The 20,597-nt window shown below is 31.3% G+C and carries 18 protein-coding genes and 2 pseudogenes; 11 read left to right on the forward strand and 9 right to left on the reverse strand.

Going from position 1 to position 20,597, the window contains the following annotated elements; all coding sequences use genetic code 11:
- The first annotated feature begins 100 nt into the window (after positions 1-100).
- Complete coding sequence (locus X924_RS07675; RefSeq protein WP_121958374.1) at positions 101-1,183, forward strand: NAD/NADP-dependent octopine/nopaline dehydrogenase family protein; 1,083 nt, start codon at positions 101-103, stop codon at positions 1,181-1,183.
- A complete protein-coding gene (locus tag X924_RS07680) occupies positions 1,180-2,811 on the forward strand; it encodes a cobalamin B12-binding domain-containing protein (protein ID WP_121958343.1) in 1,632 nt (543 codons plus the stop codon). The genes X924_RS07675 and X924_RS07680 overlap by 4 nt, the downstream gene beginning before the upstream one ends.
- 46 nt (positions 2,812-2,857) lie before the next feature.
- Here X924_RS07680 and X924_RS07685 read toward each other — a convergent pair whose 3' ends face one another.
- The 5 genes from X924_RS07685 to X924_RS07705 all read right to left on the reverse strand — a co-directional run bounded on the left by X924_RS07685 (position 2,858) and on the right by X924_RS07705 (position 6,564).
- Positions 2,858-3,559, reverse strand: coding sequence for a glycerophosphodiester phosphodiesterase family protein (locus X924_RS07685; protein ID WP_158245351.1), 702 nt, complete (start codon positions 3,557-3,559; stop codon positions 2,858-2,860).
- 105 nt (positions 3,560-3,664) lie between these two features.
- Positions 3,665-4,483, reverse strand: coding sequence for a metal ABC transporter permease (locus tag X924_RS07690; RefSeq protein ID WP_233186609.1), 819 nt, complete (start codon positions 4,481-4,483; stop codon positions 3,665-3,667).
- On the reverse strand, positions 4,473-5,216 hold the full coding sequence (locus X924_RS07695; protein WP_121958345.1) for a metal ABC transporter ATP-binding protein: 744 nt from the start codon (positions 5,214-5,216) through the stop codon (positions 4,473-4,475). Before X924_RS07695 ends, X924_RS07690 begins: the two co-directional genes overlap by 11 nt.
- A complete protein-coding gene (locus X924_RS07700; protein WP_121958346.1) occupies positions 5,206-6,114 on the reverse strand; it encodes a metal ABC transporter substrate-binding protein in 909 nt (302 codons plus the stop codon). Before X924_RS07700 ends, X924_RS07695 begins: the two co-directional genes overlap by 11 nt.
- A gap of 78 nt (positions 6,115-6,192) precedes the next feature.
- Positions 6,193-6,564 (reverse strand): Fur family transcriptional regulator, encoded by a 372-nt coding sequence (locus tag X924_RS07705; RefSeq protein ID WP_121958347.1) that lies wholly within the window; start codon positions 6,562-6,564, stop codon positions 6,193-6,195.
- A 155-nt stretch (positions 6,565-6,719) separates the two neighbouring features.
- On the opposite strand from X924_RS07705, the gene X924_RS07710 reads away from it, so the two are divergent.
- The 3 genes from X924_RS07710 (at position 6,720) to X924_RS07720 (ending at position 10,023) form a co-directional block, all read left to right on the forward strand.
- Positions 6,720-7,550, forward strand: coding sequence for a M55 family metallopeptidase (locus X924_RS07710; RefSeq protein ID WP_233186610.1), 831 nt, complete (start codon positions 6,720-6,722; stop codon positions 7,548-7,550).
- 26 nt (positions 7,551-7,576) lie between these two features.
- Positions 7,577-8,461 carry a bifunctional methionine sulfoxide reductase B/A protein gene (locus X924_RS07715; RefSeq protein ID WP_121958348.1) on the forward strand — a complete coding sequence of 295 codons (885 nt, stop codon included), beginning with the start codon at positions 7,577-7,579 and terminating at the stop codon, positions 8,459-8,461.
- A gap of 170 nt (positions 8,462-8,631) precedes the next feature.
- Positions 8,632-10,023, forward strand: coding sequence for an L-cystine transporter (locus X924_RS07720; RefSeq protein WP_121958349.1), 1,392 nt, complete (start codon positions 8,632-8,634; stop codon positions 10,021-10,023).
- A 49-nt stretch (positions 10,024-10,072) separates the two neighbouring features.
- Here X924_RS07720 and X924_RS07725 read toward each other — a convergent pair whose 3' ends face one another.
- Positions 10,073-12,589, reverse strand: coding sequence for an alpha-amylase family glycosyl hydrolase (locus X924_RS07725; RefSeq protein WP_121958350.1), 2,517 nt, complete (start codon positions 12,587-12,589; stop codon positions 10,073-10,075).
- A gap of 610 nt (positions 12,590-13,199) precedes the next feature.
- On the opposite strand from X924_RS07725, the pseudogene X924_RS10325 reads away from it, so the two are divergent.
- From X924_RS10325 to X924_RS07755, 4 genes and pseudogenes are all read left to right on the forward strand, one after another.
- A pseudogene (locus X924_RS10325) lies at positions 13,200-13,850 on the forward strand (DUF4855 domain-containing protein).
- Positions 13,851-14,144: a DUF4855 domain-containing protein gene (locus tag X924_RS10485; RefSeq protein ID WP_121958353.1), complete on the forward strand. Its 294-nt coding sequence runs from the start codon at positions 13,851-13,853 to the stop codon at positions 14,142-14,144.
- A gap of 64 nt (positions 14,145-14,208) precedes the next feature.
- Positions 14,209-14,967, forward strand: a complete 759-nt coding sequence (locus tag X924_RS07745) for an aminoglycoside N(3)-acetyltransferase (protein WP_121958354.1) — start codon at positions 14,209-14,211, stop codon at positions 14,965-14,967.
- A 4-nt stretch (positions 14,968-14,971) separates the two neighbouring features.
- Positions 14,972-16,159, forward strand: a pseudogene (locus tag X924_RS07755) (DUF4127 family protein).
- A 182-nt stretch (positions 16,160-16,341) separates the two neighbouring features.
- On the opposite strand, the gene X924_RS07760 reads toward X924_RS07755, so the two are convergent.
- The 3 genes from X924_RS07760 to X924_RS07770 are packed head-to-tail and all read right to left on the reverse strand — an operon-like array spanning position 16,342 to position 18,590.
- On the reverse strand, positions 16,342-17,136 hold the full coding sequence (locus tag X924_RS07760; protein ID WP_121958357.1) for a Nif3-like dinuclear metal center hexameric protein: 795 nt from the start codon (positions 17,134-17,136) through the stop codon (positions 16,342-16,344).
- A 15-nt stretch (positions 17,137-17,151) separates the two neighbouring features.
- Positions 17,152-17,814 carry a class I SAM-dependent methyltransferase gene (locus X924_RS07765; protein WP_121958358.1) on the reverse strand — a complete coding sequence of 221 codons (663 nt, stop codon included), beginning with the start codon at positions 17,812-17,814 and terminating at the stop codon, positions 17,152-17,154.
- Positions 17,815-17,825: 11 nt separating this feature from the next.
- The gene (locus X924_RS07770; protein WP_121958359.1) at positions 17,826-18,590 is read right to left on the reverse strand and encodes a TIGR00266 family protein; all 765 of its coding nucleotides are present in this window, start codon (positions 18,588-18,590) and stop codon (positions 17,826-17,828) included.
- Between the two features lie 785 nt (positions 18,591-19,375).
- On the opposite strand from X924_RS07770, the gene X924_RS07780 reads away from it, so the two are divergent.
- Together X924_RS07780 and rimP are read left to right on the forward strand one after the other, a co-directional pair.
- Positions 19,376-19,861, forward strand: a complete 486-nt coding sequence (locus X924_RS07780) for a GNAT family N-acetyltransferase (protein ID WP_121958361.1) — start codon at positions 19,376-19,378, stop codon at positions 19,859-19,861.
- Between the two features lie 257 nt (positions 19,862-20,118).
- The gene (gene rimP / locus X924_RS07785; protein ID WP_121958362.1) at positions 20,119-20,592 is read left to right on the forward strand and encodes a ribosome maturation factor RimP; all 474 of its coding nucleotides are present in this window, start codon (positions 20,119-20,121) and stop codon (positions 20,590-20,592) included.
- The last annotated feature ends 5 nt before the right edge of the window (positions 20,593-20,597 follow it).

A 20,597-nucleotide genomic window follows, 5' to 3' on the forward strand; every position in this document is an offset into this window, starting at 1 on the left:
CTTTTAATATCTTAGTAAAATATGTTATAATGATACTTAATATAATACGTATAAAACTCAATTCAAAAGGAATTCTATTACAAAGAAGGTGAAATATATGATAAAAATTGCAGTAGTTGGTGCCGGAAACGGTGGGCAGGCATTAGCAGGTTATTTGGCGATGAAAGGTTTCGATGTTTCACTATTTAACAGATCTAAAAGGAGAATATCTCCTATTATAGAATCGCATAAAATAAAAATCGAAGGACAAATAGAAGGTGATTTTAAAGTTTCTTTTGCTACAACTAATATGGAAGAAGCTATAAAAGGAAGAAAACTTATAATGGTTGTAGTTCCAGCCTTTGCACATAAAGATATAGCAAAAAAAATGGCTCCGTTTTTAGAAGATGGACAAATTGTTGTTTTGAATCCCGGAAGAACTGGTGGCGCTTTAGAATTCAGAAACATATTAAAACAAGAAGAAGTTAAAAAAGATGTAATTATAGCTGAAGCACAAACATTTATCTTTGCGTCAAGAATGTCAAACCCGGGGGTTGCAAAAGTATTCCGTATTAAAAATGCAGTACCGGTTTCTGCTTTACCTGCAACAAGGAACCCTGAATTAGAAGAAGTGTTGAGGCAAGTTATTCCGGAATTTGACGTTGTCAGTAGTGTAATTTACACAAGTTTTAATAACATAGCTGTAGTTTTTCATCCAGCAACTTTAATATTGAATGCAGCTCGAGTAGAAACAACTGCAGGGAAGTTTGAATTTTACTTTGAAGGTATTTCACCTTCTGTTGCTAAAGTCCTTGAAAAAATTGACGAAGAAAGATGTCAAGTTATGAAACTTTTTAACGTTGAACCGATGACGGCAAAAGAATGGCTGAACTATGCTTATGATGTTAGAGGAAGGAACTTATACGAAGCTATAAGAAACAATTCTGGATATAGAGGTATATTTGCTCCCACAAGTTTAGATAATAGATACTTATTGGAAGATATACCTATGAGCCTTGTGCCTATGGCTTCATTTGGTGAAGAATTCAATGTAAAAACTCCCATAATCGATTCAATAATAAATCTTTCAAATATTATGATGGAAACTAATTTCTGGAAAGTAGGGCGTACTGTAGAAAGACTTGGGCTTTCAGGAAAAAGCATTGATGAGATTATAAAAATTGTTGAGGAGGGGGAAGAATGAAAAAGAAGATTCTCGGTGCTTCAATAGGTAGTGACGTACATACGGCAGGTTTGATAAACTTTTTAGAACTTGCCAAAAAAGAAGGTTACGAAGTTATAAATTTAGGTGGAGCAGTCCCTATTGATTCTTTAATAACTAAAATAATACAAGAAATGCCAAATATTGTGGCTTTAAGTTATAGATTAGGAGCTGAATCTCTCGAAAATATTTTGAATGATTTTACTACTAAAATCAAAAACATTCAAAACTATAATGGTATAGATTTTATTTTTGGAGGAACTATAGAAACTTCTGAAGTAGCAAAAAAGTATAATATATTCAAAAAAATATTCGATGGTTCAGAGGAAGAAGAAGATGTTGTATTATTTCTAAGAGGCCAAATGAAATTCAAAGAGAAAGAAAACTATCCTTCCACTTTAGCCGAAAGAATAGAATTCAAATATCCTTATCCTCTTATAAGGCATCACATCGGTCTTCAAACGTTGCAAGAAACGATAGAAGAAATTAAAAAATTAGCTGAGTCGGAGTTATTAGATATAATTTCGTTGGCACCGGACCAAAATTGTCAACAATATTTTTTTGATCAAGAAAAAATGGATCATAATCAAGACGGTGCTGGTGGAGCACCGATAAGGGCAAAAGAAGATTTTGCAAAACTTTATCAAGCAAGTAGGAGAGGAAATTTTCCTCTTGTTAGGTGCTATTCAGGAACCAACCATATGGTAGGATTTTCAAAATTACTTAAGGAAACTATAAACAATGCATGGGCTGCAATTCCTATATTTTGGTATTCAGAACTCGACAGAAGATCAGAAAGAAATTTATTAGAGGCTATTAAAGAGAATATGGAAGGAATTAGATGGAATGCAATGAATAATGTGCCTGTCGAAATAAATGACTCGCATCAATGGGAATTACGATATGCTCATGATAGTGTTGCGGTTGCAACTGCCTATATTGCTGCATATGTTGCTAAAAAGTTAGGTGTAAAATGGTACATTCAACAATATATGATGAACACTCCTCCAAATCTTTCTCCAAAGATGGATATCGCCAAGGCTGTCGCAAAATTAGAGTTAGTCGAATCTTTAAAAGATGAAACCTTCATTCCTTATAGAATGGTCCGAACTGGCTTGCTATCATACCCTGCAGATCCCAACAGTGCTATGGGGCAACTTGTTTCTTCAATGTTTTATGCTTCATACCTCAAACCTCATATAATACATGTAGTTGCTTATTGTGAAGCCATGAAAAGAGCAACTTCCAAAGAGATAATCGAAAGTATAAAAATGGTGAAAAGAGCGAACACGTTAGCTTCACGCGGTTTACCAGATTTTGTCAAAGATCCTGAAGTCTACGATAGGGTTAATTATTTGAAAGAACAAGCTATGACAATTATAAACGCAATAAAAAATATTGATAACAGCAAAGAAGACCCTTTATCTGACCCCGAAACACTTTATTTAGCTGTCAAAAACGGCATTTTGGATGCCACCGGCTTACAAGGCAACACGGTCGCAAAAGGCCAAATAAAAGCTGCAGTAATAAATGGTGCATATGAAGCAGTGGATGATAACGGAAACATTATAACCGAAAAAGAACGCTTATCTAAATTATTATCCAATTAACACTAATAGAGGTGAGAGCACAGGAAAGTCGTCCCCCAATGTGTTCTCACCCATTCATTTTTCTTTTTTCTTTCACAATTAATTCTACTTCATCGGTAATTACAGCATCATATAAACTTTCAAAAGTATGGAGATCTTCAGGATCGTTAAGAGTCCAAAGAAAAGTTTTTAATCCTAAATTTTTCCATTTTTTTAAAAAATTTTTTGAACTTTCTATATCTTCTTTCAAAGCATCAATCCAAAGATTTAAAGAGTCCAATTTTAACTCTTTGTGAAGATCTTCGATACTGTTAAGAGTCTCATATTCAACTAATAAACCTATTTTCACATTCTTGTCAATTTTTCTCAATTCCCTTAAAGCATTTACCTGAAAAGAAGAAAATAACGTCCTATCAAGAGCGTTATATCTTTTAGTTATATTATAAGACAAAAAAGATGCTTGAACTTCTTTTATTTCTAAATTCAAAAACACGTTATCGCTTAAAGATTTTATAACTTCTTCAACTGTAGGAACAGTTTGGTTGTTTTTTAATTTTATATTTTTTAATTCCTCATAGTTTATATCTCTTAGCTTTATTCCATTTATAGTATCATCATGCAATACGACCAATACTTCGTCACGAGTTAATCTCGCATCATATTCTATGCCATCAGCTCCGTATTCTATTGCTTTTTTGAAAGATTCTATGGTATTTTCAACGTACTTTGCCCTGTATCCTCTATGTCCTAATACCAAAAATTTGTCCACGATAACTCCCCACCTTTGAGTTTTTAATGCCTTTTTAACAAAGGATATCAAAATTTGATTTAGCCATTGATTCTTTTTTCGTTTGAAATCTTTTCACCCCATACATCAAGTTGCCAAACGACGCATAGCATTTTTTATAATATAAGAAATTAAAAAAATTAAAAATAAAACTAATACAATAGCTGGGCCTGATGGAATATTTAAATAATAAGAAAAGATAATACCACTAACAGCAGAAAAAATTCCAATAATAATTGAAATAACTAACATTTGATTTATACTTTTTGCAAATAATTTAGCAATAACCCCTGGGGTTATCAATAAAGCAGTTATTAATATAATTCCAATGATTTTCACAGATATAACTATTGCTACAGATGTCATGATTAAAAATATTAAATTAATAACGTCCACAGGAATACCGAAGATTTTACTCAATTTTTGATTATACGTATAATATTTCAATTCTTTGTTAAAAAATATTATAAAAAAAACGATAAAAACATTTAAAATAGTTAACAAGATCAAATCCTCTCTTGTGATCATTAATATATCACCAAAAAGGAAACTATCTATCTCTGGAACATAACCTTCCTTAAAAGATAACAAAATTATTCCTACCGCCATAGAAAGCGATAATAGCATCCCTATTGCACTACTTTCTTGTACATTATCTCTTTTCCCTAAAAAATGTATGGCAACAGCAAATATAATAGCTACAAGTATAGATATCAAATTCATATTCAAACCAAAAAATAATGCAACAGCTATTGCACCAAATGCCACATGAGCAGCACCGTCTCCTATGAACTCCATCTTCTTTAAAACTATAAAATTAGACAAAATAGCTCCGCTTAACCCTGAAAGTATTGCTCCAATTAATGCATACCTCATAAAAGTGTATCTAAATAAATCAATCATCATTCTTACTCACCACTTTTACCTTGTCTTTTATATGAATAAACAATTCAAAATCTTTAGAGTATATGTTTCTCAGGTCGTCCATATCAAGATCTGCTGTATTTTTATGACAACGCAGTGTTTTATTTAAGCACATAATTTTATTTGTTTCTTTAAAAATCATGTTCAAATCATGACTTACGAGCATTATCACCATTTCTTTCTTTAGTTCTTTCAATATATCGTAAAGCACACTTTGACCATACTGGTCTATATTTGCTTCTGGCTCATCTAAAATTAAGATATCAGGGTCAGAAACCAAAGCTCTCGCAACCATTAATCTACGATATTCTCCACCGGATAATTTTCCTACCTGTCTATCGTACAAATTTTCTATCTTTAACAAACGAAAAATATCTCTTACCTTTTCATAATGAACCTTTTTAAATTTCTTAAAAAACCCTACCTCTTTATACAATCCCATCAACGCTACTTCATACGCCTTTATCGGGAAATTAGAATCCCGCTCTTCATTTTGAGGTACATAACCAATTTTACCTTTTATATCGACCTCTCCGAAATAATTTTCTATTTCTCCTACAAGTATTCTTAGGAGTGTAGATTTTCCTGCACCATTGGGACCTATTATACCTACAAAGTCCCCTTTGTATATATCAAATGAAACATTTATCAATATTGGGTTATTTTCTGCAGTATAGTTTAAATCTTTTACAGAAATTATAGTTTCATTTTTCATCTTTTGTCACTCTTATTATTTCAAATAAATTATAAATGTACAATGATTCCAAGTCGAATATACTTTCAATTCCTCCTAAAGGATCTAAGATTCCAACCTTTAAATTCAGACTCCGAGCTATAGTGGTTACAGCTTTATCACTTAGTTGTGGCTCATTAAAAATTGCTTTAACATTATAATTCTTAGCAATTTCAGTTAACTCGACCAATTCTTTCGGAGTAGGTGTCACTCCAGGAACAGATTCAATTACTCCTGCAATTTGTATATTGTATCTTTTTGAAAAATATATAAACGAGTTATGTGCCGTAAAAATAGCTCCTTGAATTTCTTTAGCCTTTTCTTTCATATATTCGTCTAACAAAATTAATCTCTTTATTAAATTGTCGGCATTCCTTTCGTAATATTCACTATTACTTGGATCCATTTTCGAAAAATCTTCTTTCAAACCAGGTATAATATATTCATACACCAAGTAAGGATCGAGCCAAATATGAGGGTCATATTCAAAATCATTATGGCTTATTTCTGTATCCTGTTGAGTGGTTTCTTCTTCATGATGGCCACCTGTTATTAGCTCATCTTTTGGAATGTATTCGTAAACATATAAGATATTCACGTTTTCTTTCTTTAAGTTGCTTTCCAATTTTGAAATAAAAATTTCTAATCCTAAGCCATTTAAAACCAATACATCTGAATCGTATAAAGCAGCTACTTCTTTTGGAGATAAAGAATATGTGTGCGGGCTTTTCCCGGAAGGAATGATTAATTTCACATTACCTTTATCCCCGAGTATTTCTTGCACAATAAAATAATAGGGAAGAATTGAAGTTGAAACATTTAAAGAAAAAGTACATACCGAAACTATCAAAATCATGAAAAAAATGGATAATCTTTTCATTTTTACCTCCCGTTTGTTAAGTTATTGCTATCTTTAAAAATTATAAAATTCACATTTCATAAATATTTTAGAAGTATATTAAATACTTTTTTGACACGTTTTACAAATACCTTCAAAATAAAGAGTATGACTTAAAACTTTATACCCTAAACTTTCTCTAATATATTTACTCATACTTTCAGCATAACAAAGATCAAATCTCTCAAATTTTTTACATTTAACGCAATAAATAAAATGAAAATGCCCCCCAGATTTATAAAAATACGTTATCTTATCTGAAAAAACTATGGAATTCAATTCTCCTTCCACTTCAAAATATTTCAGATTTCTGTAGATAGTCGATTTGTCATAATCTTTATCTAACATTTGATAAATTTGTTCTGCACTCAGAGGAAAATCATGTTTTTCCATGATTTCTAAAATTTCCCTTCGAGCTTTTGTATTTCTCATAAAAGCACCTCTATCTAAACAATACTTGCAGCTGAGTTGCTTATGCAATTCATTTGCAAAAAGCATTTTACCATAAAGATGGTTTATATGTCAAGTACTTTATACATTTTACAAAGATTTTCAAAAAACGGTGTTACGGATATGATATAATTTTTATGGAGGTGATTTTTATCAAAATTTATATTTCTTTTGATTTTGAAGGATTAGGTGGTATAACTCAATGGGATGATGTTTCCAAAGAAAGCAAAGAATACAAACAAAACTATGTAGTTATACAATTAAAATCCTTGCTTGACGAATTAAAAGATCATGAAATTACTCTTTCTGATTCACACGATAGAGGAAACAATATTCCTTGGAATTTAACTAATGAATATCCAAACGTTAAATTGATTAGTGGTGGCATTAGAAAATATTACATGATGTCTGGAATTGATGAAACTTTTGATAGAATGATTTTCTTTGGGTATCATGCAGGTGTTGGAGAAAAATATTCCACGATGGATCACACCTATTCAAGTTCTTCCATTCACAGTATTCAAATAAATGGTATTGAAATGAATGAAACATTAATAAATGCTGCGTATGGAGGAGTTTATGGAGTTCCATTAGCTATGGTAGTCGGTGATGATAAATTAAAAGGACAATTAAACAAGCATTTTAAAGCTTTATACTATGTTGAAACCAAAAGATCTCTTGGAAGATATGCAGCAGAGTTTAAACCAATGAGTATTTTGTTAGAAGAGATAAAAAAAATAACAAAGGAAATGATTTCTAACAGTAAAGAAACATTTGAGATTTTTAAATTCACCTCACCAATAGAAATGATAATAGAGCTTTCAGATACTGTTAAAGCCGATATGGTTGAATCTATGCCTTTGGTAGAAAGAATTGATGGAAGAAAGATAAGATTGACAAGTAACGATTATAAAGTGATTTTTGAAGGATTATTAGCTATAACTTATATATGTTCAATTAAAGTTTAATAAGATAAAAATGGAGAGTGGTTAATATGACTAAAAAATTAAATAACTTATCACCGGATGAGTATAAAGTAATAGTAAATAAAGCAACTGAACCTCCTTTTACTGGAAAGTTTAATAACTTTTTCGAGGAAGGTACATATATTTGTAAACAATGTGGTTTACCTTTGTATGAATCAAATTCCAAATTTGATGCAGGTTGTGGATGGCCAAGTTTTGATGATGAAATTCCGGGAGCAATAAGACGTCAATTAGATGCCGATGGAAGAAGAACAGAAATATTATGTGCTTATTGTGGAGCACATTTGGGACATGTATTTGAAGGAGAGAAATTAACTAAAAAGAATGTAAGACATTGCGTTAATTCAATTTCCATGGACTTCATTCCAAAAGAAAAGACTTTACCAAGACAAAGGGCTATATTTGCGGCTGGATGCTTTTGGGGAGTTGAATATATGTTCAAAAAAGTTGAAGGAGTAATTGATGTCGTAAGTGGATATACCGGTGGTCACTTGAAAGACCCTACTTACGAACAAGTCTGTAGCGGAAAAACGGGACATGCAGAGTCAGTTTTAGTGGTTTATGATCCAAGTATTATCGATTATGAAGCTTTAGTTAGGTATTTCTTTGAAATACATGATTTTACTCAAGAAGATGGACAAGGTCCTGATATTGGTGAACAATACAGAAGCGAAATATTTTATACTAATGAAGAACAAAGGAATATAGCCGAAAAAGTTAAAAACGAATTAATAAATAGAAATTTAAATGTTGTAACTAAAATCACTAGAGCGAAAGACTTTTACAGAGCTGAAGAATACCATCAAGATTATTACAAGAAAACAGGGAAATCTCCTTATTGCCATTTTAGAAGAACTATTTTCAAAAATGATTATATCAAAATAATAGTTTAAGTTATTCATGATTTTCTAAAATTTAATGCCTCAATCTCAAAATGATTGAGGTTTTTTATTTTGAAATCAATTCATAATAATTTCCTCATTGACAAATTAACATACAAATTGATATAATAATTCCGATAAAATTTATCCAAAAATTAAAAGGTATAAGGAGGTAGACAGTTATGAATCTTTTTGTACTTATAAATTTGATATTTTTTGTATTAGGAATTTTGTTTTTTGTCTGGATGCAAAGGAGACATTTCTCATTTACGGTTAGGGTTTTTAGTGCTTTGGGACTGGGAATCTTGTTTGGAGCAATTTTACAAATGATTTATGGGGCTGGTTCTGAAGTGATTAATAGTTCCATACAGTGGATTAATATTGTTGGGACAGGTTATATAAGGTTATTGAATATGATAGTAATTCCTTTGGTTATGGTATCGATTATCACCGCAATAATAAATCTAAAAGATGGAAAAATGCTTGGAAAAATGAGTGGTTATATTATTGGAATTTTAATTATAACTGCTGGCATTGCTGCCTTGGTAGGCATATTTACTGCGTCTTCTTTCGGTTTAACAGCCGAAGGATTACAAAGTGGAGAAGCAGAACTTCAAAGAGGAATCTATTTAGAACAACAATTACAAAACCTTTCTCAGGTTCCATTAACTCAAAGATTAGTTGAGATAATTCCTGCAAATCCTTTTTTAGATATGACTGGAGCAAGACCGACTTCCACACTTGCAGTAGTTATTTTTTCATCGTTTGTAGGTATTGCAACTCTTGGAGTGGCAAAAAAGAAGCCTGAATCAGCTCAAGTATTTATCAATTTTATGAACTCAGTTCATGACATTGTGATGAAAATAGTAACTTTAGTTTTACGATTAACCCCTTTTGGTATTTTTGCTCTAATGACGCGAACCATAGCCCAAAATAGTTGGCAAAGTATATTAAGGCTTGGAGAATTTGTCCTTGCTTCATATGTTGCAATAGGAATTATGTTTATAATTCACTTAGTAATAATAGCTCTTTCCGGTTTAAACCCTTTTACATATTTGAAAAAGGCACTACCAACTTTAACTTTTGCTTTCACTTCTAGAACAAGTGCGGGAACAATTCCTTTAACTGTTAAAACTCAAGTTGAAGATTTAGGTATTCCCGAAGGAATAGCAAACTTAGCAGCATCATTTGGAGCAAGTATCGGTCAAAATGGCTGTGCCGCTATATATCCTGCAATGGTTGCTTTTATGATCGCACCGACCGTTGGAATCAATCCGCTCGATCCTTTATTTATTATTTCTTTAGTAGCGGTTATAATAATTAGTTCGTTTGGCGTTGCAGGCGTCGGGGGAGGAGCAACTTTTGCTTCTTTAATCGTATTATCAACGTTGGGACTTCCTGTGGGGTTAGTTGGTTTGTTAATCTCTGTTGAACCTTTAATAGATATGGCAAGAACGGCTTTAAATGTCAATGATTCAATCCTTTCAGGATTGTTAACTTCAAAGTTATTGAAAACACACGATGCCGAGAAATTCAAGAAAGAAAAAATCTCCATAGAAGATATGCAAGGTTAAATTTAGAAAAGCAAAAGGCCTGTTCATACGGCCTTTTGCTTTTGTTTATTCAATCAATTGTAATAAACAGATCATCCATTATTTTAGGATCGGTTGGATTTCCTCCACCAAAAGCCCATGGTCCTCCTTGTAAAGTTAAGGGTCTTAAAACCCCTTCGATACCATCATAATCATAGGTGGTTATATATATGTTCCACCCAGTTAAATCATTTGTTTCTAATACACTCAAAGGTATTAAAAAAGTAATCTTATTTTCTTGTTTATTTACTTCAGCAACCGGAGAAGGAGTTATGGGATCTCCAAAATTGTTGGATCCGGCATTATTTGAGCTATATAAATAAATACCCCAACCTGTTGCCCACATTCCATAATCCCAATCGTAATTTTCGGGCATAGTTGCATTTTGGAAAGGTAAATCAACAGCTCCTACTTTATTTGGATTATCGAAGTAAATTTGAAATGTTACATGATCGAATCCATTTGTAGGAGACCAAATATCTGTTATATTTTCCATAGTAATTATCATTCTGAGCATAGTACCAATTTGTACCAATTCGACTTTTCTTATATCCATTTGATTATTAAAAGTTGAATCTTGTGGATATGAATATATTCCTAAGGGCCCTTTATCATCGCCAGCAGGATCTTCAACTATCTTCAAAGTAACCATTGGGATATCAAAATTTACCTTATATTCTTTAGAATATTCAACAATCAAAGGAGTTTTTCCATAAGCTTTTGCAAAAATTTTATGTGAGCCTGGTGTAAAGTCTGATATTTTTATTTTCACTTCCCATTTTTCTTCAATTCCTTGATTTAAATCTACTCGTGCATATTCTTTTTCTTCTCCGTCGACGATGATTCTCACAGATTTTGCATTCGAAGCAGTTCCAGACAATATAAAATCATCAGTAAAAGTTTGACCATCTGATATATTGTTTATGCTAACTGAAACTTCACTTTTTACAATTTCTTTTTTTTCATCGCTTACTTCAAATACACCAAATGATTTTGAATTTAATAAAAGATTAAAAGGTTCGGTATATACCATTTCTTTATTAACAAAGTTATTTACAATTAAAGGTTTTAAAACAGTTCCTTCTTCTAAATTAAAATCCATACCTGTTGCATGCTTTTTATTAGAAGAGGTATTCATCATTATAATATAAGATTTTGATTCATCATAGACTTTGTAAATCAATGGTCCTGGACCTAAATCATCAGAAAAAATCACATCAACCTTACCATATCTAAAAGTAGGCGTTTCTTTTCTTAATTCTGCCAATTCTTTTATAAACTGATAAGTTGGAGTATTAGTATCATAGTGATCTTTGCCTTCTGAAGAAAAACCGCCTGCGAACATAGTAGCCCTCGTTTCAATAAAATTCTGTTCAGTTCCATAATAAATTGTTGGTATACCCGGCACAGTAAAAATTAAAACTAATGCTTGCTTAAGGCTATTAATATCAGAAGCTTTTAAAAACCTATCCATATCGTGATTATCAACAAAAGTTATCATTCTTGATGGATTAACATACATTTTCTCTCTTTCTTCAAGTCGATAGGCTAAATAAGATGTAGGTTTACCCTCTTTAAAGACTCTTTTAATGTCAGTTTGAAGTGGAAAATCGAGCATAGAATTGAATCCTAAGCTAAAAAAATCATTTATTTCTTTTTCAGCATTATTAGAAAAAGGATTAGAAGTTAACCACGCTTCTCCAAAAACTAAAAAATCTTCTTTTCCTAAATTTAAGGCTGATTCAAATATACCTTGCTTTCCTTTCAAAAATTCTGGCCAAAATTCTGGTTCGACATATATAGCTGTGTCGATCCTAAAACCATCAACATCGGCTTCTTCTATCCAAAACGAATAAGAATCTTTTAAAGCTTCTATTACTAAAGGATTTTCAGTATTCAAATCATCAAGTTCAGAAAATTCTGTATTATACCTATTAGGATCTTTTATTTCTGAAGGCCAATGATAAACATTTAATTTTCGTTGTTCTGGATCGTTGTAATCATTCATATTGAAAGGATATTGTGTGGGCTTATTAGTAGGAACACTTTGATCATTCAAAAAGTATCTTCCGTTTTTATACATTAAAAAATTCCCAGTATGATTTGTAACTATATCCTGTATGACGTACATGTCCCTTTTATGAACTTCTTCCACAAATTTTTTGTAAAGTTCTAAATCTCCAAAATGTTCTTCTATACTTTTAAAATCTCTCGCCCAATAACCATGGTATCCTCCATAATCAACGGCTCCATCCCACCATTGGTTAGCAACAGGCGGAGTGATCCATATTGCTGTTACTCCTAATCCTGAAATATAGTCCAATTGATCAATTAAACCTTGTATATCTCCACCATTGTACTTTGAATTCACATTGCCACTTTCTATACCTGACTCAGTGAGTACATCATTAGAAGTATCTCCATTTGCAAATCTGTCTATCATTACAAAATAAATAATTTGATCTTCCCAAACTGGAGACTTAGTTGCAGGAAAAATCAAAAGAACGGCAAATAAGTATACAACAGTAATAATCCAAAACTTTTTCATTTTTCCACATCCTTTTATAGTTTTATATCCCGCATTCAAAGGCAGCGGTAACCTTTCCATTATTATATCATTGATACTAATTATTTGCAATCTTTTTTAAAATATTTTATTATTTTTGATTTTAGGCAAATAAAGAAAGAAATATTTAAATAAAACTAATTATAAAACAAAATCTAACTTTTTCTGATTTGATTTTTCATACAGAACGATTTATGATGAAGTTGGGCTTGATTTTCGTTGGAATGTGCGTATAGAGGCAGCAACTAACAAATTGGAAAACGCATGGATTGCTGAAATAAAATAGATTTGAAAGAAATTAATGTAGATTTTTCATTAGGTACAAGAATTAATTTTAACAGAAACAAGTGGAAAGGCGATTCAGCTATTTACGGATGTTGGAGTTGCACTTCTGTTTCTTTTCATACCTTAGAGCGATTTGGTTATGCGGTATTTGAATAAAATTAATGAAAAAAACTAGTAAGAGGAGTACAGAAATTATGTATTTATCTCAAGGATTGAAAGAATTTAATTATTTAGATCATCTTATGATAGTAGGTTCTACTTTCGAGGAAAATATTATATTCCTTATATTTCTGCTACTGATGTGGACTTGACCCCAAAAGAGTGGCTTTTTGATTCTTTTTTATTAATTCCAGAAGTAAAAAATTTTTCCTTAGGAGCTGATATAAATATTGGAACGACTATGAGTGGAGAAGGAAATTTTTATGCGGTCCCTTCCCCAAATCCCGGTAACAAAGAAGCTTGGTTAACAATAATCGAAAGTTTAATGTGCGGTGCAAATACAATATCCAAAGCTATCGAAGAAATATCAAAGATAATAGGAAAGCCAGAAATAGAAAGGAATCTTGTTGTTATGTTACCTTACGCTGGGATAAATCAATGTAAATTTGGAATGATTGATGGGAAAAATCTTAATTTTTCCATTCTGGGATAGAATTTAACAGAAGCAACAAAAGACAGATATAGTGCCTGTGAATGGTTTGTAGAAACTTTTATGGCTCGGTGGAAGAAAGAAAAAATTGATAATCTAAATTTATTGGGATTTTATTGGCCATTTGAAACCGTTTATAGAGGGTGGAATGTGGATGATCATTGGTTATTAAAAGAGATTCGTAAATTTATCAATGTATCATGCAACAAAAAATTATTTTGGATACCTTTTTGGGCGAGTTATAATGTTCATTTACTTGATGATTATCAAAATTATTATTTTGATGCAGCTTTTTTACAACCAAATTAAATGTTTTATGAAAAAATAAAAGGGGTTGAAGAAGCTGCTAATGCTGCAAAGAAAAGAAATGCAGGTATAGAGATGGAATACTATCTTAGTTTAAATGAGCCGATTAAAGTATCCCAAGAACGCCACAAAAGGTTCAGAGAATATTTAGATGGTGGAGTTAAATATGATTATATGAATGCTGCATGTGCCTGGTTTATTGGAGGAAAGATCGGGGAAATGATAGAAGATCCGATTGAATTTGAATTTTATCAAGATATAGTAGATTTTGTACATAAAAGATATAAGTTAAAATAATAAAATAGATTCTGTTTATACTAAATAGATTACTTAATTTATATTATGCAAGGGGTAATTTATATTGATTATTACAATTACTAACCTTTTAAATACTTTTGAGAGTCTTGGAATAAGAGAAGGAGACACGCTTTTGGTACATAGTTCATTATCAAGTTTTGGATACGTAGAAGGCGGGGTACAAACTGTTATCGAGGCTTTATTGGCTTCGGTGGGAACAAGCGGGAACGTTTTTGTTCCTACTCTAACAGGCAAACCAAATGATGGCCCAACTAATCCCCCTGTTTTTGATGTGAGAAATTCTCCTTGTTGGACGGGTAGAATTTCTTCTGATTTTATGAAATTGCCTCAGGCTAAAAGAAGCTTACATCCTACTCATTCTGTTGCAGGGATAGGTCCTTTGGTAGATTATTTGATTAAAGGTCACGAAGATTCTTTAACACCTTGTGGCAAAGATTCGCCTTACATAAAAATGGCTGAGATTGGAAGTTACATTTTGTTATTAGGTGTAACAATGGATTCTAACACGACTATTCATTCAGTTGAAGAACTAGCAAATCTTCCTTATCATTTGCAGAAAGAAAAGACAGAGTGCGCTATTATAGACTATGATGGGAATATTCTAAAAAGAAGGCTCTACCTCCATCAGTGGGGAACACCACGATACTTTCAAAAAATAGAAGAACCTCTTGAAAATTTACATATATTAACTCAAACAAAGTGTGGTAATTCGGTGATTAGATTAATAAAATCGATGCCGATGATTGAATGGTTGTACAAAAAATTAATAAAAAATCCAGAATATCTTATAAAGGAGAGTTAGTTGTATGAGAATAGTTTATTTGCCATTAGATGAAAGATTTTGTACAAGAGAATACTTTTTAATGTTCACAAAAGTTGCAGGTTTAGATCTATTAACTCCCCTTAGGGAACTATTAGGTTCTAAAAAAGTGCCTGCTGATACAAATGTCTTAGAAAATTGGCTTTTAGAAAATGTACAACCAGGTGATAGTTTAATAATTTCTCTAGATACTTTGATTCATGGAGGCTTGATTCCCTCATGAATAAATTTAATCCAGCCCGAAACTATACGCGACAGATTGAAAATTCTTTCTATTTTAAAAGAAAAGAAAACAGAAATATATCTTTCCACAACAATAACAAGGATTCCAATATATAATTCTGCAGATGAAGAACCCGATTATTGGGAATATTATGGTGAAACATTAAGTAACATGTCAAAGGATTTTGCTAGATATTTAGAATCCAATAATCTAGAAAATTTGTCTTATAAAAACATTCTTCCTGAGTTTTTGAGTCAAAATGAAAAAAGGTATCAACATATCCCTGAATGGATGATTAAAGATTTCTTTTGGCGAAGAGAGAGAAATTATAATATCATACGAGAAGTCATAGAACTTGTGAATGAAGGGATAGTAGACTTTTTGAATTTAACCTTAGATGATAATTCTGCGGGCAGTCTTTCTGTGTATGAAGCTCAACAACATAAAAAGGTAGTAAAAGGATTAGGCTTAGAAGAAAAAATTTCAATTCATCCTGGTGCAGATGAAACTTCTCTTACTCTTTTAAGTAGACTTTTATGTTCAAAATTTCAATATACTCCTTCTTTTGAATTATTTTATGTTCATCCAGAATCAATAAACCTCATTCCTCCCTATGAAGGTTATCCTTTGAAAGATAGTGTGAAAAACCATATTAAAGCTGCAGGTGCACAAATAAAAACACATGGAGAAATATTTCTCCTTCTAAATAATGCAACCGATTATAACAAGTATGAAGTTATTTATCAAGACGAAGTGAAAGTTAATGAAGAGGAATATGACAATATTTTAAAGAGAATTTTAGGAGAAAATAGAATTGTGGGAGTGGCCGATATAAGGTACGGAAATGGAGCAGATAAAAAATTAGTAGAAAAAGCTTTACATAAAAATTGGGACATAGAGGTATTTTTCCCATGGCATCGAAGCTTTGAAGTAGGAATTTCTTTAAAATAACTACATCAATATAAAAGAAAAAATATTCTTCCTTTATTATTTATATTTTATTCTTATTTTAAAAATTCTAACGTGCAAAAAAAGAGAGGGCTCTGCCCTCTTACTGTTATAAATTCAAAAGCTTGTTTTTCAAAATCTCTATTCCAAAGTGTTTATTTATTTAATGCTGTTTAAAGACATATTTAATAGACTCTGAAAATAGATGGTTGAGAGAAATAATAAACTGAAATATCTGAAAATTTTTCTTTTATAATAGAGGAAATATATTCCATTCCAAATTTTTCACTTTCTGCATGCCCTAAAACCACCAAAGCTCTTTTTTTGCCTTGGCTTATTGCATCTCTAACATATTCAGGAGTTTCCCACTCAGGGCCTTCACCATATATTAAAACATCTAAATTTTCTTTACTAAAAAGAGGTATTGCAATTTCGCCTGTTCCTCTATATCCAACTAATATACCTATGCGATTACACTTCATCGATAAATCTCCTATAAAACGTACGTATTTAATATTTAATGTTTTTTTTATATACTTAATAATTTCTAATAATGTTTTATCAGGAAGTTCTATTACTGAATAAAGCCGGTTTCGTTTTACCTCGTAATCTTCAAACGATAGACGTTTTAGTAATCCTAACATAATTCCATCTGGATCATATCTATGAATACTGTCGTGAAAACGAAAGATTGAAATATTATTAGACTTAATTAAATCAAGTTTATTCTTAAAAACAGGATCAGATTCAAATTCTTTTAGATTACCTTTATGACTATAGAAAATACCTTCATGAGTTATTATAAAATTGGCTCCTAACTCAATAGTTTTTTTAATCACTTCGTACGTAGCTAAAAAAGTTACACTTATGCCTTTTACTATAGAATTTTTATCACCAAATTCTAATTTATCAACAGTTTCTTCTTTATTTAGTTCATCTATAATAATTGTATTTATCACATCTTGAACGGTTGTTTTCAATCTTTTCTCTTCTCCTTATTTTTTAGCAATTACATAATAATGGCAACTTCGTGAACCGTTAAGTCTAATATCTTCTACATAGAAAAATTTTTGAATGTCAAAATTTTCTAATAACTTTTTTACATCTTTTTCATCTGCAAAGTAATGTACTATCCCTTTTTCTATTCCTTCTTGTTTTATAATAGTGTTTTCGTCTATTTTACTGCTTATGTTATTAACATAATTTGGACTATTTTTAGAGTTGAAAGTTAAAAATATTTCACCCCCTGGTTTAAGAACCCTGTAGATTTCAGAAATAACTTTTAGTATTCCTTTAGAATCTGTATGATATATGACGTGTAAAGAAAACACTGCATCAAAACTTTCATTATCAAAAGGTAAGGAATGCATGTCTTCTAATCTTATATCTATAATATATTTTTTCTGCTCACAAACTTCTTTTAGTCTGTCAATGGCACTTTGTGCACCATCTATTGCAGCAACTTTAAAACCCTGCTCATAAAAATATAGAGAGTTTCTCCCAAGACCACAGCCAAGGTCTAAAATATAGTGTTTATTTTGATTTTTCCAGCGAACAGCGAGTGCATAAACAACACTTGCCGGACTTAGCCAACGATCATCATTAATCCGGTTCCAATCCCAAATGCCTCTAAGAAATTTATTTTCATCGTCTTTCATTTTTCCTCCAATCAAAATCTTCTATCATCATTGAATATCCCACCCATAAATCCTCTAAAATTATTTCTATCCTCTCCTTTATTTTGATACCTTGAAGCAGAAATTATTCTATCAGCTAACCTCGAAAAAGGAAGACTTTGAAGATATATTGTACCGGGCCCCGTCAATTTTGCCAAGAACATTCCTTCACCACCAAATAAAGCATTTTTAAATCCTCCAACAAATTGAATATCATATTTAACAGTTTTTTGAAAACCGACTATACACCCCGTATCTACTCTTAAGGTTTCACCTGGTTCCAAATGTTTTTCTATAACTGTACCTCCAGCATGTATAAAAGCCATTCCGTGACCTTCTAATCTTTGAAGTATGAATCCTTCTCCACCAAACAGTCCTGTTCCTATTCTTTTTGTAAATTCAATTTCTATTTCGATGCCATTAGCGGCGCACAAAAAACTATCTTTTTGGCAAATAAACGAACCATTAAATTGTATCAAATCTATGGGCAATATCTTACCAGGATAAGGTGCACCAAAAGCCACATGTCCTTTACCTGAACCTTCTTGTACAAAATTGGTAATGAAAAAACTTTCACCTGCAAACGCTCTTTTTAAACCCCTGAAAAGTCCACCTCCTGTATTAGTCTGCATCGCTATGCCATCTTCCATATACATCATAGCTCCTACTTCAGCTCTTATTCCTTCTCCCGGATCAAGTTCTATTTCGACTAATTGCATGTCATCCCCAAATATTTTGTATTCTATTATATCCGCCATCTCTTTTCCTCCTTATGCAAATTATTAAATTCACTTTAGAAATTCTAAAACTTAAGTTTTGCCAATCTTTTAGTTTTAAATTTATTCAAAAATACCTCCCTGCTTCTAATCCTCATTAATTTCTAATTTTTTTAACTTTTTCGCTGCGTATAGCGAAGGAGAGGGGGAGGGCTCCGCCCTGGACCCATTTTAAATTCAAAAACTTATTTTCTGAAAATCATCATTTCTAAAGTCACTATAACTTATTAAATTCACTTTAAAATTTCGAAACACAGATTCTATAATAGACAGAAATATCTTAGAGTAGTTGAATTATAAAAGTTTAACTTTGACTACTTTAGTAAGTCCTTACTTTAAGAGTCGTCTAACCTAACCTTATCTCTCAGTAGACATTAGAAGAACACCTTCATTGGATAATACGTATACCATTTTAAAACTCCTTTGAAGTTAAGTTAGGATAAAGCTTGTAAGTCCATATCACCAATGTTATGTAGGTTTTTTAGATGAACAGCACTTCTCCTATCCCTTGGCGAGACTAATCAACCAAACTTGTATTTCTACAAGATCTCACTTTTATAGATGGTGTGTAGTTGATACTTAGCATCATTTTATTGTGATTATACACCTTTTTGGCAATTTCACAAAGTTGAAAAATGATCTGATAAATTTTTTTGAAATTTATTATTTAAGGTTAATATTATATTTAGAAACTTATTTTATTAGAATAAATGATTATTTGTGTTTTACTGTTTTGTATGATAAAATAGATTGTGGAGGTGCTAAAAATGGAAAAAGTATATGATTTTGATTCTATTAATTTATCTTTGAAAGAGCTTAATTCCCAAGAAGATTTAGACAACGATGATTTTAATTTTACTAAAGTGGATATAGCAAAGTTTTTGGAAGAGCATCTTGGAAAGTATGGAGACCCTTTAGAAGATATTATTAACTCTATAGATTATTCTTTTTCCCAGGAGAAAGGGAAAGGTGGCTTCGTTTTAGTTCTTCATGATGGAGAAGATATTATTGGAGCTGCTGTTGTTAACGATACAGGTATGGAAGGATATATTCCTGAGCATGTTTTAGTTTATATTGCGGTCGATGAAAAAGTTAGAGGTCGTGGTATAGGTAGTACGTTGTTAGAAGAAACAATTGATAGATGCGATGGGGACATATCCTTGCATGTGGAATACGATAATCCAGCAAGAAAGTTATATGAAAGATTAGGCTTTAAATCTAAGTATGCCGAAATGAGGTTAAAGACTAATTAGCTGGCTATATTAGGGTTTACATTTATTTTTTAATTTGTAGTTCTAAAGAATTATTAACGTAAATATGTTGATTTTTTTTAAATTTATGTTATAATAATTATTGAACGAACGCTAAGTAAAGTAAAAAAGGAATCAAATTCCGAGGGCATTTGCCCTCGAGATTTTTTATAACTAAAGCTACTAATTTATGATTAAAAATATTGTAACTTTTTAATTTAGAACTTAGAAAGGAATTTCCAGAAAGGGGAGGTAATAAAATGCTTTCCAACGAAGAGATTAAACAATTACTTTTGGAAAAATCCATCAACGTTGCTTCAAAAATGAGTCTTGAGATTTTTGATATTTATATAAGAGGGACTCGAAAAAATAAGGTAATTGAAATTGTAATTGATAATCCAAATGATTATGTTTCCATAGATGATTGTGAAAGATTTTCTCGTGCAATTGAACCATGGATTGATGAACTCGATCTTTTTGAAAGTAGCTACGATTTAGTCGTAAGTTCTCCGGGTCTTGATAGAAAATTAAGAGGCAAAAATGATTATATAAGGTTTAAAGGGCATTTAGCAAAATTTATCTTAAAAAGTGAACAAAATAAAAAATTAACAATTATTGGGTATATTGAAGAAGTATATGACGATAAAATAAAAATAAAAGAAAAGGACTCTAACAATATTATAGAAAAATATTTTAATGAAATTGATAAAGCCAATTTGGAAATTGAATTGTAAAAATA

This window comes from Petrotoga sp. 9PWA.NaAc.5.4 (genome assembly GCF_002895485.1).
GTDB lineage: Bacteria > Thermotogota > Thermotogae > Petrotogales > Petrotogaceae > AZRK01.